This window comes from Fulvimarina uroteuthidis (assembly GCF_034321785.1).
Classification (GTDB): domain Bacteria; phylum Pseudomonadota; class Alphaproteobacteria; order Rhizobiales; family Rhizobiaceae; genus Fulvimarina; species Fulvimarina uroteuthidis.
In genome coordinates this window covers 429,606-446,929 of record NZ_JAXLPB010000004.1, presented here as the reverse complement: position 1 = coordinate 446,929, position 17,324 = coordinate 429,606, and the positions used below count along the sequence as shown (strand labels likewise).

Annotated in this window: 15 protein-coding genes; 4 read left to right on the top strand and 11 right to left on the bottom strand. The window is 64.6% G+C overall.

What is annotated here, in order from left to right; all coding sequences use genetic code 11:
* The 4 genes from U0C82_RS14305 to megL form a co-directional block, all read right to left on the bottom strand.
* Window positions 1–287, bottom strand: a 287-nt coding sequence (locus U0C82_RS14305) for a TadE/TadG family type IV pilus assembly protein (RefSeq protein WP_322187828.1), incomplete at its 3' end; no start/stop codon positions are given.
* 433 nt (window positions 288–720) lie between these two features.
* Window positions 721–3,018: a methyl-accepting chemotaxis protein gene (locus U0C82_RS14300; RefSeq protein WP_322187827.1), complete on the bottom strand. Its 2,298-nt coding sequence runs from the start codon at window positions 3,016–3,018 to the stop codon at window positions 721–723.
* Window positions 3,019–3,384: 366 nt separating this feature from the next.
* Complete coding sequence (locus tag U0C82_RS14295; protein ID WP_322187826.1) at window positions 3,385–4,335, bottom strand: PLP-dependent cysteine synthase family protein; 951 nt, start codon at window positions 4,333–4,335, stop codon at window positions 3,385–3,387.
* Window positions 4,336–4,338: 3 nt separating this feature from the next.
* Window positions 4,339–5,586, bottom strand: coding sequence for a methionine gamma-lyase (gene megL, locus U0C82_RS14290; RefSeq protein WP_322187825.1), 1,248 nt, complete (start codon window positions 5,584–5,586; stop codon window positions 4,339–4,341).
* 204 nt (window positions 5,587–5,790) lie between these two features.
* Between megL and U0C82_RS14285 the strand changes: the two genes are divergently transcribed.
* On the top strand, window positions 5,791–6,273 hold the full coding sequence (locus U0C82_RS14285) for an Lrp/AsnC family transcriptional regulator (RefSeq protein WP_322187824.1): 483 nt from the start codon (window positions 5,791–5,793) through the stop codon (window positions 6,271–6,273).
* 341 nt (window positions 6,274–6,614) lie between these two features.
* Here U0C82_RS14285 and U0C82_RS14280 read toward each other — a convergent pair whose 3' ends face one another.
* The 7 genes from U0C82_RS14280 to U0C82_RS14250 form a co-directional block, all read right to left on the bottom strand.
* The gene (locus U0C82_RS14280) at window positions 6,615–7,646 is read right to left on the bottom strand and encodes a PRC-barrel domain-containing protein (RefSeq protein WP_322187823.1); all 1,032 of its coding nucleotides are present in this window, start codon (window positions 7,644–7,646) and stop codon (window positions 6,615–6,617) included.
* 521 nt (window positions 7,647–8,167) lie between these two features.
* Entirely contained in the window at window positions 8,168–9,079 is a 912-nt protein-coding gene (locus U0C82_RS14275) for a sugar kinase (RefSeq protein WP_322187822.1), read from the bottom strand.
* Entirely contained in the window at window positions 9,072–10,124 is a 1,053-nt protein-coding gene (locus U0C82_RS14270) for an L-idonate 5-dehydrogenase (RefSeq protein WP_322187821.1), read from the bottom strand. Before U0C82_RS14270 ends, U0C82_RS14275 begins: the two co-directional genes overlap by 8 nt.
* An 8-nt stretch (window positions 10,125–10,132) precedes the next feature.
* Window positions 10,133–11,410, bottom strand: a complete 1,278-nt coding sequence (locus tag U0C82_RS14265) for a TRAP transporter large permease (protein ID WP_322187820.1) — start codon at window positions 11,408–11,410, stop codon at window positions 10,133–10,135.
* A gap of 10 nt (window positions 11,411–11,420) precedes the next feature.
* Complete coding sequence (locus U0C82_RS14260) at window positions 11,421–11,927, bottom strand: TRAP transporter small permease (protein ID WP_322187819.1); 507 nt, start codon at window positions 11,925–11,927, stop codon at window positions 11,421–11,423.
* A gap of 184 nt (window positions 11,928–12,111) precedes the next feature.
* Entirely contained in the window at window positions 12,112–13,086 is a 975-nt protein-coding gene (locus U0C82_RS14255) for a TRAP transporter substrate-binding protein (protein WP_322187818.1), read from the bottom strand.
* Window positions 13,087–13,132: 46 nt separating this feature from the next.
* On the bottom strand, window positions 13,133–13,846 hold the full coding sequence (locus U0C82_RS14250; RefSeq protein WP_322187817.1) for a GntR family transcriptional regulator: 714 nt from the start codon (window positions 13,844–13,846) through the stop codon (window positions 13,133–13,135).
* A 104-nt stretch (window positions 13,847–13,950) separates the two neighbouring features.
* Between U0C82_RS14250 and uxuA the strand changes: the two genes are divergently transcribed.
* From uxuA to U0C82_RS14235, 3 genes are all read left to right on the top strand, one after another.
* On the top strand, window positions 13,951–15,162 hold the full coding sequence (gene uxuA / locus U0C82_RS14245) for a mannonate dehydratase (protein ID WP_322187816.1): 1,212 nt from the start codon (window positions 13,951–13,953) through the stop codon (window positions 15,160–15,162).
* Window positions 15,159–16,637 (top strand): mannitol dehydrogenase family protein, encoded by a 1,479-nt coding sequence (locus U0C82_RS14240; RefSeq protein ID WP_322187815.1) that lies wholly within the window; start codon window positions 15,159–15,161, stop codon window positions 16,635–16,637. Before uxuA ends, U0C82_RS14240 begins: the two co-directional genes overlap by 4 nt.
* A gap of 205 nt (window positions 16,638–16,842) precedes the next feature.
* Entirely contained in the window at window positions 16,843–17,232 is a 390-nt protein-coding gene (locus tag U0C82_RS14235; protein WP_322187814.1) for a four-helix bundle copper-binding protein, read from the top strand.
* Window positions 17,233–17,324: the final 92 nt, after the last annotated feature.

Here is a 17,324-nt window from a genome sequence, read left to right as displayed (position 1 = left end):
TCGTCAACCGCACGAAGAAGGAGAACGCACATCCCTTGACCCAGACATGACCCTCTCAAAGTAAACTGAAGCCGGGTCACTTCTCGATGGAAAACCCGGGTCAGTTCCGCTTGGAAATCAACAGCCGCATGTTGCGAACTGCCCTTGCGCATGGCGAAGGCTCCGTAATCCACCGCCCCGCCGACGGCCGTCACCAAGATCGGCAGAACGAGCGCGAATATGAAGGCGACGTTGCCGCCTTTCGCAAGACGATATCGGCCCAGATGGCGGGACAGTGATGTCGACATGATCGTTCCGCAACGAGAAAGAGGGATTAGAAGTGGTATTATATCCGCAATTCGTGTGGAAACCGATAATCACTTCGGTTAAGGTCGACGGAATGGCCGGACTTTCTCCGCAGGAGACGATCCGGGCTCGCGCGATCCGGATGGCGGACTGCCGCGCAAGCCCGTTCGTTTCGTTCGGATGGCCGGCGCCGGCAGGTTGCGTGTCGCCGCTGTCGGGACGATCCCGCCGCGCCGCGCCGCAGTCGCGGTCGCGCGTCAGACGCGTGCAACGCCTCGACGCAGGGGCGTTCGAAGGGCGTTGCGGCAAGGCTGGCGTTCACGCGCCGACGCACCGACGCACCGACGCGTCGATGTTCGAGAGCGTGCGATCGCTCCGACGGCCGGTCCGATCTTCGAACCGGTGTCCGATCGGCGCGATCGAACTCTACCCGGCTCAATCGTCCCAGTTCAGGTCAACCGCGTTCGCTCCGGACGCGATCGGCGCAGGATGCCCCCGTCTGGTCTCCTGGGTCAAACGCTGCTGCATGGCGTGGACCGGGCTTCCGGACGGCTTGTGGCCGGCATTCGCCGCGACCGGGCCGGGCCTTGAGGGCGCGGCGGGCGCTGCTTTGGCGGTGTGGCGGGAGACATTGAAGCCTTCGACCGCAGCACCCAGCAAATTGGTCTCGCTCTGAAGGTTCGTGGTGGCGGCCGTGGTCTCCTCGACCATTGCCGCGTTCTGCTGGGTGACCTTGTCCATGTGATCGGCCGTGCTGTTGACCTCGCGAAGCGACGTCGCCTGTTCGTCGGCCGCAGCGGCGATGCTGGAGATCACCTCGGACATCATGTTCACCTCGGCGACGATTTCCTCCAGGGATGTGCCCGAGGCCGTGACCAGTTCGACACCCGTGCCGACCTGGTCACGCGACTTCGAGATCAGCTCCTTGATCTGCTTGGCCGCGCGTGCCGAGCGCTGAGCCAGTTCCCGGACTTCCTGGGCGACGACCGCAAAGCCCTTGCCCGCTTCGCCGGCCCGCGCCGCCTCGACGCCCGCATTCAGGGCCAGGAGATTGGTTTGGAAGGCGATCTCGTCGATCACGCTGATGATCTCGTTGATCTTGCTCGAAGAGCTCTCGATTTCCTCCATCGCCTTGACGGCGCGGCCGACGATCGCTCCGCCTTCCCTGGCCTTCTCCAAGGCCGACGCGGCCGTCTTGCGCGCATCGCCGGACTTGCGCGCCGTCTGGCCGACGCCCTGGCTGACCTCCGACAGGGCGGCAACCGTCTCTTCGATCGACGCGGCCTGCTGCTCGGTGCGCTGGGCAAGATCGTTGGAGGCGACGGAAATCTCTGCAAGGCCACTGCGGATGCTCTGCACCGAGCCGATCACGACGGCAATCGTCTCTTCGAGCTGGCCGACGCTTTCGTTGAATTTCGACCGGATCGGCTCGAAATCCGGCGAGACGGCCTCGTCCATCCGGACGGTCAGATCGCCGGTCGACAGCCGGTTGAAGCCGGCCTCGACGAGGTGGACGAAGTGGCGAAGATCCTCGGCTTTGGAATTATCGATATTGGTCTGCCGTTCGCGCTCGCTCTCGACGCGTTTCTGCAGCTGATCCTGCTCGAGCTTGACCAATTCGCCATTCGCCAAATCGTGGCGAAATTTCTCGAGGGCGCTTGCCAGCGTTCCCAGTTCGTCCGACCGGCCGGTGCCTTCGATCTCCTTGGCGTAATCGCCGCGGATCATGGTTTCGACGCCCGCCAGAATGCGCGACAAGGGCCTTCCGATCAAGCCGCGCGAGACCAGGATGATCACGAGCAGGGCGACAAGCAGGATCACGACGCCGCCGAGGACCGTGTTCTTGATCTCGCTCCAGACCGGAGCGGTGAACACCGCGGATGGCACGTCGAGAACGACCGCCCATGTCGTGTTCATGCCCGGCGCGGTGAAGGGATAGACCAGCCGCACCGTGCCATCCGGCAAGCCCTCGATGACCTGCATCTCGCCGCTGTCGAGAGCGGTCCGGACCTTGTCGCTTCCCAGCCCGGCATAGGGTTCCATCAACTGAGTCCTGTCGGAATTGACCAGCCAGTTGCCATTGTTGGCCAGGAGCCTGACCTCGCCCCCCTCGAACGGGACCATGGCCCCCAGCACGGCGTTCAATTCGTCGAGCCTGATGTCGACGCCGGTCAGGCCGACGATCCTCCCGTCGACGCGCACCGGCACGGAGACGGAGGTCAGGATCGATTTCGTCGGCGTAAGATAGGGCGATGTGACGACGCTCTGTCCCGACGTCAGCGGTGCTGCGTAATATTCGTTCCCGGTCTTGATCGAGAAGGTTGAGAATTCGACGCCGCCCTGGTCGTTCTTGGTCCAATAGGGCGTGAAGATGCCTTCGGCATTGTTCGCCAGATCGCCGGGGACGATATCGGCCTCGGGCGTATCGACCAGATGGGCCATCCAGGCGCCATAGATATTCTTGTACTGGGGGGCGACCGTTTCCAGCATGGCGACGATCTCGGCCCGGTCCGGGGTTCCCTGCGCGAGGTAGCCGGACAAGGTGCCGGCGAGAGCCGCGCCAGCCGCCGTCGCCTGGGAAATGTCGACAGCCGTCCTCTGGGCAACCTGGGCCGCCTTTTCGGACGCGAGCGCCATGACGGCGTCCTCGGTCTTGTCGATGGCCCGCCAGGCATTGAAGCCGGTATAGGCCAGGACGATCGTCGCGATCGCCGCGCCTGTGGAGACGACCAACTTTTTTGCTATGGAACCGGATCGCTTTGTCATGACACTCACCCGTTTTCGATAGCAAAGCTCTAACTAGAAAGACGCTAACAAATGATAAAGTTCGAAGCATGTTCGGGTCTGGACCATCTGCCGTCCGGGGCGATTATTGGGCGTCGGCAGGCTTCAACTCATCGCGGGATCGAAGCTGACCGAACGAAACAGACGCGAAGCTGACGCGGCGCTCGCGCACCCGCGTCAGGTCGACGCCCGGTCCGACCGGACGGCCGCGCATCCAGGCTGACGGGCGGCATCGAAACCGCCGACCGCGCCCGGGCTTCGAAGACGCCGTCTCGACCGGGCCTTATCGGCGGGTTCTCCGGCCTTGCGTCGGCGTCAACTGTAAAGCGACCCGTTCAGATATTTGAGACCGGAATCGCAGGCGACCGTCACGATCGTCGCGTCCGGCCCCAACTCCTTGGCGAGCGCGACCGCGGCCACGACGTTCAAGCCGGTCGACGTGCCCGCGAAGATGCCTTCTTCCCCCGCAAGCCGCCTGCACATCGCACGGGCCTCGGTCTCGTCGATCGCCCGGACCTCGTCATAGACGGGGTGCTCGTTCAGAAGCGCGGGCACGAAGCCGATGCCGATGCCCTCGACATGATGCGTGCCCGGCACGCCGGCGGTGAACACGGGAGACGATGCGGGCTCCAGCAGCACGATCTTCGTGTCCGCGCCGGCGGCCTTCAGCACCTGCCCGGTCCCCACCAGCATTCCGCCGATACCGACAGCGCCGCAGAAGGCGGTGATGTCGCCGGGCACCTGGTCGAGGAGTTCCTGCCCGATGCCGCGATAGCCTTCGAGCGAGTCGGAATTGGTGAACTGGTCGGTGAACAGGTAGCCCTCGTCCCGGCTCAACTCCCGCGCCCGCTCGATCATGCGCGGAATCAGGTCGGCCGTGATCTGTCCGGTCGGACTGTTGATCAGTTCGACCGTCGCGCCGAACGCCTTGACCGTGGCCAGCTTCTCGCGGGCGAACGCGTTGGACGACACCAGGTGAAACGCATGACCCTTCACCGCGCACACGAAGGCCAGCGACGATCCGGTGCTGCCGCCGCTCGCCTCGACCACGGTCACGCCGGGACGCAGATCGCCGCGCCGTTCGGCGCCTTCGATGATCGTGCGGGCCATGCGGTCCTTGTAGGACCCGGTCGGGTTGAAACATTCCAGCTTGACGAAGACCCGGCCGGCACCTTCCGGCACGACGTGTGTCAGCTCCACCACCGGCGTGTTTCCGATGGTGTCCAGAGCGGAACCGGGATGGGAAGGGGTTGTGCGTTTCGCCATGGGTCAGGCACCCTGTTCGTAACGGCTGACCATTGCCAAGCCGTTCATGAGATCGTCGCGCAGATCGACATAGTCTTCCAAGCCGACCGAAAGCCTTACCAGCCCGTCGGTAAAGCCATGATGGGCACGCTCCGCGGGCGAATAGGTCGCGTGTGTCATGCTGGCGGGATGCTGGACGAGCGTCTCGGCGTCGCCCAGGCTGACCGCGCGTGTGACGACCTCGAGCGCATCCATGAAGGCGACACCGGCGGCCAGCCCGCCTTTCAGCTCCAGGGCGATCATTCCGCCGTATGCCTTCATCTGGCGGCCCGCCAGCGCATGCTGGGGGTGACTGTCGAGGCCGGGATAGAAAACCCGCGCCACCTGAGGCGCCGCCTCGAGGTCGTGGGCCAGGCACATCGCCGTCTCGCAGTGCCGATCCATCCGCAGGGTCAGGGTCTTCAACCCGCGCAGGACCAGGAAGGCGTCCAGGGCGGAAATGCAGGCGCCGTTCATCTCCTTCAAACCGACCGTGCGCACCCGATCGACCACTGCTTTCGAGCCGACCACCATGCCGGCCAGCAGATCGCCGTGACCGCCAAGATATTTCGTGGCCGAATGGATGACCACGTCGGCGCCGAGCGCCAGGGGGCGCTGGAGGTAGGGCGAGCAATAGGTGTTGTCGACGACGAAGGTCGCAGCCGATCGCGAGCAGATGTCCGCAAGCGCGGCGATGTCGACGACCCGCATGTTCGGGTTGGACGGGGTCTCGGTCAGGACCATCCGCGTCGCCGGCGTCATGGCCGCCGCAAGCGCCGTCGGATCGGTCATGTCGACGAAGCGCACCGAGATGCCGAAGCGCGGAAGCTGATGCTGGAGCAAGGCGAAGGTGCAGCCGTAGAGCGTCTTGTCGGCGAGGATCTGATCGCCCTGGCTCAGCATCGACCAGATCAGCGCGGTGAGGGCGCCCATACCCGAGGCCGTGGCGAGGGCGGCTTCTCCGCCTTCCAGGGCGGCGAGCCGCTGTTCGAGGACGGACACCGTCGGGTTGCCGATGCGGCCATAGATGTAGCCGGGCGTCTCGCCGGAAAAGCGCTCGCCGCCCGTCGCGGTGCGCTCGAACGCGTATGTCGAGGTGAGGAAGACCGGCGGATTCAAAGCACCATGATAATCGAGCGGTGAATATCCGTGATGGATCGCGCGCGTGGCAAAGCCGTTCGTCAATTCGGTCTCCCGTTCCTCGTTCGTGCTCGCGGCGGCGGCGCCGGGCAAGCCAGAGGCCTGCCGCCGCCTTCGAGACGCGGAAACCGACACGGTTTTCGTGCCGCACAGGCGCGCGGCTGCCACGGACCGGAAATCCGCCGGAGCACGATCCCAGACTAGCGCCCGAACAGGTGAAATGTCCTTGCAAATACTGTCAAAGCCATGTCTTCGTATGGCGGTTTCTGCCAGGAACAAGGTGCTGTTCGGACGATCATGCCAAAAATCAAGCTTGACGCCATCGACCGGCGAATCCTGTTCGCCCTTCAGAAAAACGCCCGGATCGCCAATGTGAATCTGGCCGAGGAGGTCGGACTGTCGGCGTCACCCTGCTTGAGGCGGGTCGGTCTCCTGGAACGTGAGGGGATCATCCGGGGCTATCATGCCAGTCTCGATCGAAGCGCGCTCGGTTTCGGACTGACCGTGTTCGTCAACGTGAAGGTCGAGCGCCATGACGACGAAGCGGCCGAAGCCTTCAGGGCGGCGATCCGCGTGTTGCCGGAAGTCGTGACGTGCCATCTCGTGTCGGGCGATGCCGATTTTCTTCTCCAGGTCGTCGTCCCCGATCTGCACGCTTACGAACGCCTGCTGCTCGGCGCGTTGCTGAAGGCGCCCGGCGTCCGGGATATCAGAAGCAATATCGCGATCCAGACCGTGAAGGATCAGCCCTATCTTCCTCTGGATCGCCTGACATCCTAGCGCGCGCCGCTCCGCGACACCGGTCTGGATAACAGGGGCGATGCACGGCCGTTCCATCGACCGGCCGATCGATCCCGCGCGGGCCGCGCGCGGGAACCGGCGATCCGCCATCCGGAACCGTTCCCTGCCGCCGTACGGGTCCGCGCGGCGCCCATATGGCCGCGGTCACGACCTTTCATGGGCGCGTCGACGGTGGCCGCTCCGTCTTCCAGGCCGGGGGGTCGGCGCGCCCGGTGAGAGGTTCGGGATCTCCAACGGATCGTCGACGCAAAGCGATTTGCGGACACAAAAAAGGCTGCCGGATCGACCGGCAGCCCTTCAAAGCCATCAGATGGGAAAGCTTACTGCTGACCCACTGTGATGCTCATGTTGGAATCCAGTGCCGGGTATTCGCTTTCGTTGAACTCGTCGAGAGCGGAGACCTGGGAATCCGAGATGTTCGGAGCGACCATGCCGGCGTCGGTTGCGACGAGCGACGACAGGGGAATGGCCACCTGCTTCTCACCGAGGCCGAGGAAACCGCCGGAGCCGATCACCGCAAAGAGGCGATTGTCGACTTCCACGACGCTCTCAATGTCGCCCAGCGTCTCGCCATTGGCGCCGACCACGTCGTAATCGGTGATCTGCTCGACCGTCAGCTGAACTTCGCCGGACGAGGCCGAGTTGACGGCCGTCGTTTCATTATCGGTCTCGGACGTCTGGGCTTCCTGCCCCTCGCCAGTCAACACGGCATCCTGCTCGTTGCCGGATGCGGTGGCGGCCTGATCGGCGCTGTCGGACGATGTGCTGCTGTCAGCCTGGTCTTCCGAGCCAGCCATCGGCGAGCCGTCGGCGTTCTGATAGATGATGCGCGGCTCACCCTGCTCGGTGACGTTCACCTGCGCTTCTGCGCCCTGATAGTTGATCGTCGGGCGCTGCGCCGATTCGCGAAGCTGCACGTCGGCGTTCCCCTCATCGATCGTGACGCTTGCCTGGTCCGCACCGTCGTCGGTCGCGACTGCGGCTTCGTCCGTATCGCTCACGGAGACGCTCGGCTCGCCCTGATCGACGGAGACCTGCGGCTGTGCCATGTCGACGCTGACGTTCGGGTCGGGCATCTGCACCGTGATGGTCGGCGCCGGAATGTCGACGGTGATCGTCGGTGCCGGCTGGTCGACCGTGATCGTCGGCTGCGGCTGCGTGACGGAAACCTGCGGATCGGCCTGTTCGACCGAGACGTCCGGCTCCGGGACATCGACGCTGACAGTCGGGGCTGTCGGTTCGACTACGATGTCGGCTTCAGACGTGGCGTCCGTTTCGGTGTTGCTTTGTGCGAAGGCGGCACCGCTCAGAGCCGAGCCAGCGAGGAGTGTGACGACGAAGATGTTACGCATGGTCTGTGTCTTCCGTATATTGATATGAATCATGTTGCGTTTCGATGAAATGAAACGCGCTTCGTATTGATGAACCCGATAAAATTGGTTTCGTTCCCGAAAAAATGGGAAAACTTATTGTATACGAGAATTAGAATATTTTGAAACAGAACAAGTGTATTTTCAAGAAGCGGCGTCCGGATCGACGGGCATCGCCCACCAGGAAGGTAATACTGATAAGTCTTATCCTCATTCGATCTTATACCGATGCGTGTCGATTTGAATTGCTTTCCGCACCGTGACGGTGGTGATGCGGTCCGGTTGCGCTTGGAGGGGATGTGCGGGCGGCGGAACCGTCGCGGACATGGTGGTCATCCGGCTGTCGGGGCCGGTCGATCGGATCAGCCGCGGTCCGTCGTCGTCGGGCGCATGCGCGTGGCGAGGCCCTTTTGCCGTTCATCCGCAGGAAAGGCGCGGGCCCTCGCAATCCGCGATCGAGCGTCTCGCAGACAGGGCGGCCCGCACATCGGGCAGCCCCCTATTCACAGGTCCATCATCAGTGCGCCACGAACGGCGATCACCCTTGCCGCCATATCGCAGCCGGCCCGGGCGGCCTCGGATGCCGAGGCGGTCCGGATGTAGGCTGCAAGGAAGGCACCGTTGAAACTGTCCCCCGCGCCTGTCGCATCGAGGACCTGAACGTCGCTTCGTGTCTGGATTTCGGACCGGCTCGTCCGGTCGTCGAGAAGAACCGGTGCTCCGGCATTCTTCACGGCGACGATATCTGCGCCGATTGCGCGGTAGCGCTCCACCGTGTCAGCCGGGGTCGCGTCGCCGAAGGCTCCCGCCTCGTCGTCGAAACTTGGAAGAACGATCGACGCGGCGCCTGCACCGCGCATGATCGTCTCCCGCATGGCCTCGCCGCTTTCCCAGAGGACCGGGCGGATGTTGGGATCGTAGGCGACGATCTGTCCGTTCGCGCGCGCTGCGGCGAGGCGCTCGATCAGGTCGGTTCGCTTCCGCGGCGAAAGGATCGCGAGGCTTATCCCGGAAAAATAGACGAGTTTCGCGCTTCCGATCGCCGTGTCCAGATGAACCGGATCATCGGCGAGACGACGCGCGGCCGAGCGCTCCCGCCAGTAGGTGAAGTGGCGGTCGCCGTGCTTCTGTTCGATCATGTAGAGGCCGGGTCGCCTGTCGGGAACGCGGCGGATCAGATCGACCGAAATTGCGTTGTCGCGCAGGAAAGCGAGAATCCTGTCCGAAAAATCGTCCGTTCCAAGCGCGGTGAGATAGGCAACCGGCCCCTGTTTGGGATCGAGGCCGGCCTTGGCGTACCAGAGCGTGTTCAGCGTATCGCCGGCAAAGCCCATGCGCCAGGCATCGGGCGCGCCGCCGCCGGACAGCTCGATCATGCATTCGCCGATGGACAGGAATTGATGCGGCTCAGCCATGCGAGCGGTCGAGCCGCAGATGCACCTTGACCGCCTTGCTGCGATCGCCCGCGATCGCGAACGCCTGCCCGAGTTCGGAGAGCGGGAACGCGTGCGTGACCATTTTCGCCACCGGGATCGCGCCCGACCCGATCGCTGCCACGGCTTCGGCAAACTCCTCGTCGAAGCGTTGCGTGCCGACGAGTTCGATCTCCTTGCCGACGAGCATGTTGATCGGAATCGAAAGATCACCGGTGACGCCGACCTGGACGATCCGGCCACGGGGCCGCACCGCGGCGATCGCAGAGGCGAGGGCGGGCGCTGCGGCCGAGCATTCGAAGGCGATGTGAAAATGGCCCTTGTCCGCGGCATAGAGAGCCATCGCATCGGGCTCTTCGAGAACATTGATTGTTCGCGTCGCGCCCATCGCACGCGCCACCTCCAAAGGCGCGGACTGGAGGTCCGTGACGACGATCTCGGCCGCCCCGCGTGACGCTGCGACGGCGGCACAAAGAACGCCGATCGGTCCCGCGCCGGTGACGAGCACCCGCTTGTCCTTCAGGTCACCAGCGCGTTTGGCCGCGTGAAGACAGACCGCCAGCGGCTCGGCGCAGGCTCCCTCGCCGAGCGTCGTATGCGCGCCGAGCGGTACGCACTGGGCCGCCGGAACGACGATCCGCTCGCGAAACAGGCCCTGCTCGTGGGGAAAGCGCATGGCGGATCCGGAAAAGCGCATGGACAGGCAGTGGGTGGGGAGGCCCTCGCGGCAATATTCGCAGTCGCCGCAGGGCCGGCTCGGATTCACGGCGACGGTCTGGCCGACCGTCAGACCCGACACGCCTTCACCGAGCGCCTCGACGGTTCCGGCCGCCTCATGCCCGAGAATGATCGGCTCCTTCACGCGGACCGGACCGAAGCCGCCATCGTGGAAGTAATGGAGATCGGAGCCGCAGATGCCGCCGGCCCCCATGGCCAGGAGAACCTCGCCCGGACCCGGCTTGCCCGGTTCGGTCGTTTCGAGGCGGATATCATGTTTGGCGTGGAGCCGTGCGACGCGTGTTGTCATGGGGTCTTTCAATCGAAAAGGACGGATGGCAGCCAGGTGGACAGAGCCGGCACGTAGGAGACGAGGAGGAGGATCCCGATATTGGTCAGGATGAAGGGGGTGATGGCCCTCACGACCGGGCCAAGCGGCAGACGCGCGATGTTGGCGCAGACGAAAAGGCAGACGCCGACGGGCGGTGTCGTCAACCCGATCATCAGGTTGAGGACGGCGAAGACCGCGAAATGCAAGGGGTCGACCCCGACGCTCGTCGCAAGGGCCAGAAGCGGGACGAACAGGACGATGAGCGCCGCGATCGTCTCCATGAACATGCCGATGAAGAGCAGGAAGATGTTGATGAGGAGGATGACGACGAACTTGTTGTCCGTCACCGACAGGACGGTGGCGGCGATGGCCTGCGGAATGCGCTCGGAAACGAGGATCCAGCCGAAGACGTTGGCGAAGCCGACGAGCGCCAGGATCGCCGCCGAGGCGACGGCCGAATCGACGATCACCTTCGGCACGAGCCTGAACGGCAGTTCGCGGTAGAAGAATGCGCCGACGATGAAGGCGTAGAGGCTGGCGACCACCGCCGTCTCGGTCGGTGTCACCTTGCCGGACAACAGGCTTCCGACGATGAGCGCGGTCATGAAGAGCGCCCAGAACGCATCGAGAAACGAGCGGCCGAGCTCGCCGATGCCCTGCCATTCCTGGCGCGGAAACCCTTTTCTGACGGCGATGACGTAGACGGTGACCATCATGGCGAGACCAAGCAGGATGCCGGGGATCGCGCCTGCCATGAACATCCGCCCGACGGAGATGCCGGACAGCGAGCCGACGATGATCATCGGCACCGAGGGCGGGATGATCGGGCCGACGGTCGAGGAGGCGGCGGTCACGGCGGCGGAGAAGTCCGCCGGATAGCCGGCCTTCTTCATGCCGGGAATCATGACGCCGCCGATCGAGGCGGCATCGGCGACCGCGGTTCCGGAAATGCCGCCGAACAGCATCGAGGCCGCGACGTTGGACAGGCCGAGCCCGCCCCGCAGCCAGCCGACGAGCGCGTTGGCGAAGCGCACGATGCGCGACGTGATGCCGCCATGGTTCATCAGATTGCCGGCGAGGATGAAGCCCGGGATCGACAGAAGCACGAAGACGTCCATCCCCGCATACATTTTCTGCGGGATGACGACGAGCGGGATGCCGGCGGCCAGAAGATAGGCGAGCGAGGCGACGCCGAGCGTGACCGCGACGGGAAGGCCCATGACGAGGCCGAGAACGAAGGTGCCGAGGAGAATCGCGAGGTCCATGAGAGTCCGTTCAGGGTTCGAGGTCAATCATGGCGTCGGGACGCCCGTCGCTCTGGCCGGTCAGCATTTTCGCGATCCGCACGAGCGCGAAGACGCCCAGAAGTGCGAGAAGGACGAGGACGCTGATATGAATGAAGTCCATCCGGATCGTCAGGACGGGCGAGGTCTGGCGCACGCCGATCGACGTGTAGAACCAGGCCGGCCAGATCAGAAGCGCGCAGAAGCCGGCGGTGATCGCGGCGGCGATCATGCGAAGCCGAAAGGACAGTCTCTCGGGCAGGCTTTCCTGCACGATGTCCACATTGACGAGATCGCCGGACTGCAGCGACAGGCCGGTTCCGAAGGCGACCAGCCAGAGGAGCGCAAAGCGCGTCAGCTCCTCGGTCCATGCGGGGGAATCGTTGAAGATCGAGCGCCCGGCCACCTGCGTCAGGACGGCGACGATCAGAACGGCGAATGCGGCGCCCGTGCCGATCCGGCAGGCGGCCCTCAGGAAACGATCGAATTTGGCGAGCATGGGGGATCACCCGGATAGGAGGACGGATCGGGACGGGAACGTGCGTCGTCGTGTTCGGCATCGGCGCCGGCACGCCGGCATCGACGATCCGATCCGTCGCCGCGTCGTTGCATGGTCCACGCCTGAAGACGGTCGGTGAACCGGCGCTCCGGCCGCGTAAAAAGGGAGCGCCGGTCGGACCGCGTCAGCGGTTGAAGAGCTCTTCCACCGTCGGCTTGATCTCGTCGTTGACATTGGCGAGGACCGCGTCCCTGGCCTTCGACGCGAACGCGGCATTGTCCACCTCGACGAAGGTCATGCCCTTGTCCTTCAGCGTCTGGACGAGCTGTTCCTCGTCGGCGAGGAAGAGCTCGCGCTCGTACGCCTGCGCGATCTGCGCCGCTTCCATGACCGCCTGCTGATCCTCTTGCGACAGCTGGTTCCAGACCATTTCGGAGATCGTCAGATAGATCCACGAGCGGACATGTTCGGTCAGGTTCACATGCTTTTGAACTTCCGCGAAGTTCGCCGAATTGATCAAGGCGAGCGGATTTTCCTGGCCGTCGATCGTGCCGTTCTGGAGCGAGGTAAACACCTCCGAGAACGCCATCGGCGTCGGCTGCGCACCGAGCGCCTGCCAGGTATCGACAAAGAGGGGCACGTTCGGCACGCGCAGCTTCAGGCCGTTCAGCTCGTCCGGCGATGTGATCGGGCGGTTCGAGGTGAGATTGCGCGGGCCACGCGCGAAATAGGCGATCGGCCGGATCTGCGCGTTCTCGATGATCTGGGCCTCGATCTTGTCACCGATCTCGCCGCTGGCGACTTCGTCCATGCCTTCCAGCGAGCGATAGGCGTAGGGAACGGCGAGAAGCGCTGCCATGGGCGCATAGTTCTGCAGGCTCTCGCCGGTGATCGTCATGTCGGCGGTGCCGAGCTGCATCCCGTTGATGACGTCCATTTCGGCGCCGAGGGATTCGTTCGGATAGACCTCGACGGCGATCCGGCCGTCGGTCAGCCGCGAAAGCTCCTCGCCGAACTTCACGGAAGCCTTGTGCCAGGTGTTGTCCTCATTGGCGAGATGGCCGAGCTTCAGCGTCATGTCCTGAGCGAGCGCGGAGCCCGACAGGAACAGTGCTGTGCAGCCTGCGACGAGGGATTGTTTGAGAAGCGTCTTCAGCATGATGGTTCCTCCCGTTTTGCTGATGGTGTGAGCGTTCGCGAGCCGCCTAGCGTGGCGTATCGCGCGTCGGCGGCTCGAAATATTCCGGATGCGCGGCCATGATCGCCGGCAGATCGACAAGCACCTTGCGCAGATGCGAGCGCATGGCATCCTCCGCTGCGGAGACGTCGCCGGCCTCGATCGCCGACACGATCGCGGTGTGCTGGGCGATCAGCCGTCCTTTCGGAAATTCGGCCGTCGTCAGAAACCGGACCCGGTCCATCTGCGCCTTGATCTGTTGCAGGACGTTCCAGGTGCGGCTGCGGCCGGCGGCCTCCGCGATGAGGCGGTGGAAGCTTTCGTCGAGCGGCATGAACGCGACCGCATCGCCTTCGGCGGTCGCGCTTTGCTGCATGACGAGCCGACGCAGATCGGCGACGAGCGCCCGGTCGGACTGGTGCGCGACGACTTTCACGAGATCGGCCTCGATCGCCTCGCGCATGAAGCGCCCATCCATCACCGCGTCCTGCGAGATCCGCCGGACGAACGTGCCGCGCTGCGGCCTGATCTCGAGAAGGCCCTCATCGGCAAGACGGATGAACGCCTCGCGGACAGGTTGACGCGAAAGACCGAAGCGCTGCGCGACGTCCTGCTCCGACAGGCGTATGCCCGGCTTGAGTTCGCTCTGGATGATCGCTGCGCGCAGAGCCTTGAGCAGCTGCGGTCCGACGGGAAGACCGTCGTCCCACCTGGCCATCAACCCTGCTTGCGTGATCGACATGCGCATTCCTCCTGAACGGTCTTATGACGCATACTACCATACTAGTCAACATAGAACTGCTCTGCTAGGAAGGGGATGGAAACCAGGACGAACGGGAGAACGGGATGCGGCAGACGTGGCGGTGGTTCGGGCCGAACGATCAGGTCGGTATCGAGGATATGCTTCAGGCCGGCGTCGAGGGTGTCGTCTCGGCCCTGCATCACGTTCCGACCGGCGATGTCTGGTCGGAACGGGAGATCGAGGCGCGCCAGCGCGCGATCGCCTCGCGGCCCGATGGAAGCCCGTCGGGTCTTGCCTGGGATGTGGTCGAAAGCCTGCCGGTGTCGGAAAGCATCAAGAAGCAGACCGGCCCATGGCGCGAGCACATCGAAAGCTACAAGGCGAGCCTTCGCAATCTAAGGGCCGCGGGTATCAGGACCGTCTGCTACAATTTCATGCCCGTCCTCGACTGGACGCGAACCGATCTGAAGCATCGCGTCGGCCATGGCGGCACCGCCATGCGGTTCGACATCTACGATTTCGCGGCGTTCGACATCTTCATTCTGGAACGTCCCGGCGCCGCCGAGAGCTTCGACAGCGAGATCGTGGACGTTGCGAAGCAGCGTTTCGCGGCCATGGACACGGACGCCCGCCGGGAGATCGCGGAGAACGTGGTCTTCGGCCTTCCCGGCGCGGCGGAACGCTTCAGCCTTGCCGATGTCCGCGACCATCTGGCCGAGTACGCCGCGATCGACGAGGCGCGACTTCGCGGCCATCTCGTCGCCTTCCTGGAGGAGGTCGCACCGGTCGCCGAGGAGCTCGGCATGCGACTTTGCTGCCATCCCGACGATCCCCCCTTTTCGCTACTGGGGCTGCCGCGCATCATGTCGACCGAGGCGCATTACGGCGAGATCCTGCGGGCGGTCGACTTGCGGGCCAACGGGATCACGCTGTGTTCGGGCTCGCTTGGCGCGCGGGCCGACAATGATCTGCCGGGAATGATGGAGCGGCTCGGCGACCGGGTCCATTTCCTGCACCTGCGCAACACCAAGCGCGAGATGGACGGGCTCTACGCCTCCTTCCACGAGGCCGAGCATCTGGCCGGCGACACCGATATGGTCGCGCTCGTCGCGGCGGTCTTGAAGGAGGAGAAGCGGCGCCGGGCGGACGGTCGCGAGGATGCGGATATTCCCTTCCGTCCCGACCATGGCCAGGACATTCTCGACGATCTGAAGCGCAAGGCGCAGCCTGGCTATCCCGCGATCGGGCGTCTGAAGGGACTTGCGGAATTGCGCGGCGTCATCGCCGGGCTCTCCTATGCGGGGGAGCGGCCATGACCCGGCTGTCTCTCGGCACGCTCGGCACCTGTCCGCCGGACGTCGCGCGCCCGGCCTACGACCCGGCAGCCCATGGCGTCGGTATCGTTCATCTGGGCTGCGGCGCGTTCCACCGCGCCCATCAGGCCGTCGCCACCGATGCCGCGCTCGCCTCGAAGGGCGGCGACTGGCGGATCGCCGCCGTCAGCCTGCGTTCCAGCGAGATCGCCGATGCCATGGCACCGCAGGACGGCCTCTTCACGCTGATCGAGAAAGGGCAGGGCGGCCCGAAAGCGCGGATCGTCGGATCGGTCGCCAAGGTCATGGCCGCCAGCCGGGATATCGATCCGGTCCTCGGCGCGCTCGCCGATCCCGCCACCAAGATCGTTTCCCTCACGGTGACCGAGAAGGCCTATGGCATCGATCGCGCGCAGGGCGATATCGACGAAAGCCATCCGTCGATCGCCGCCGATCTCCAAAACCCGCATGCGCCGACCGGTGTTCTCGGCCTCGTCGTCGAAGGCCTCAGGCGGCGGTTCGACGCCGGAACGGCGCCTTTCACGGTTCTGTGCTGCGACAATCTTCCGGACAATGGCGACCTCGTGCGCACGGGCGTCGTCGCCTTCGCAAGACGGCTCGATGGAGAGTTGGCGGAGAGGATCGCGGCGAAGGTCGCGTTTCCCTCCTCGATGGTCGATCGGATCACGCCCGCCGCGACCGTCGAGACCCTGCAACTGGCCGAGTCCCTCACCGGCCTCGTCGACGAGGCGGCGATCGAGACCGAGCCCTTCTTCCAGTGGGTGATCGAGGACCGGTTCTGCGAGGGGCGGCCGGACTGGGAAGCGGGCGGCGCCCTGTTCGTCGCCGATGTCGCGCCTTACGAGCGGATGAAGCTGCGCATGCTGAACGGGGCCCATTCCATGCTCGCCTACGCCGGCTTCCTCGCGGGCCACGCCTACGTTCGCGACGTGATGACGGACGCGGCGCTCAGCGCTCTTGTCCGCCGGCATCTCGCCGCCGCCGCCGATACCCTGCCCGATCTTCCGGGCATTGATCTGAAGATCTACGCGGACGAGCTTGCAAAACGGTTCGAAAATCCGTCGATCGCCCACCGCACCTACCAGATCGCCATGGACGGATCGGAAAAGCTGCCCCAGCGGATCGTCGCCCCGGCGCTCGACGCGCTGTCGCGCGGCCAATCGATCCGCCCCTTCGCCTTCGCGGTCGCGGCTTGGATGCGCTATTGCCTCGGCCGGACCGACAGCGGCGAAACCTACGACCGACGCGATCCGCGCGAGGCGCAGATCGCACGGGTGGTCGAGCAAGCCGGAGGCGATGCATCCCGGCTCGTGACCGGCCTTCTGGCGCTTGGAGGCGTCTTCGACAGCCGGTTCGCCGAGGACCGGAGCGTTCGGGCGAACATCCTGTCCTTGCTTGAGGCGATGATGACCGACGGCATGGCGCGGGCCCTTTCGGCGGAGACCGCGGCCTTGTAAGGCCGTTGCGGCTCTGGGCAGCGTCGGCCTTCGATCGGGGACGTATCCCGGCCTTGCGGCCGAAAAACACCGAAGGGGAACGCCTTGCCGGTCTTCATCGAGGGGCAGACAGATCCTTCGTCCGGCCACGGGCCTGGATCGAATCGCGAACAGACGTGTTGCGTTATGACCACCCACCGAACGAGACCGACGCAAAGGAGTTCACATGTCGATCGAGACGATGATCGGGCTGCATCCGGAAGTTGGAGATGATTTCAATGAGGCTCTGGCGAAGGCGTCGCGGCACGCGATGCTCTGTTCGCTGTTCTGCACGTCCTGCGCGGATGCCTGCCTGGCGGAAAAAATGGATATGCGCCAGTGCATTCGAACCTGCCTCGACTGCTCCGACATCTGCGCGGCCACGGCGCATCTGGCGGTTCGACGCACCGGACAGAATGTCGAACTGCTTCGCGCTCAACTCGAGCTCTGCATCAAGGCTTGCGAGATCTGTGCGGACGAATGCGGAACGCATGAGGACGAACATTGTCAGCTCTGCGCCACCATGTGCCGGGAATGCGCCGACGACTGCCGCGCGGCGCTGAAGACCGTCGCGTAAGCACCAGCCCTGCAAAATGCCGCTCACGCCGGGACGCCGGCCGATCATGGCGCCACGCCAGGTCGGCGTCCCGATTTGCGGACCGGCGATCA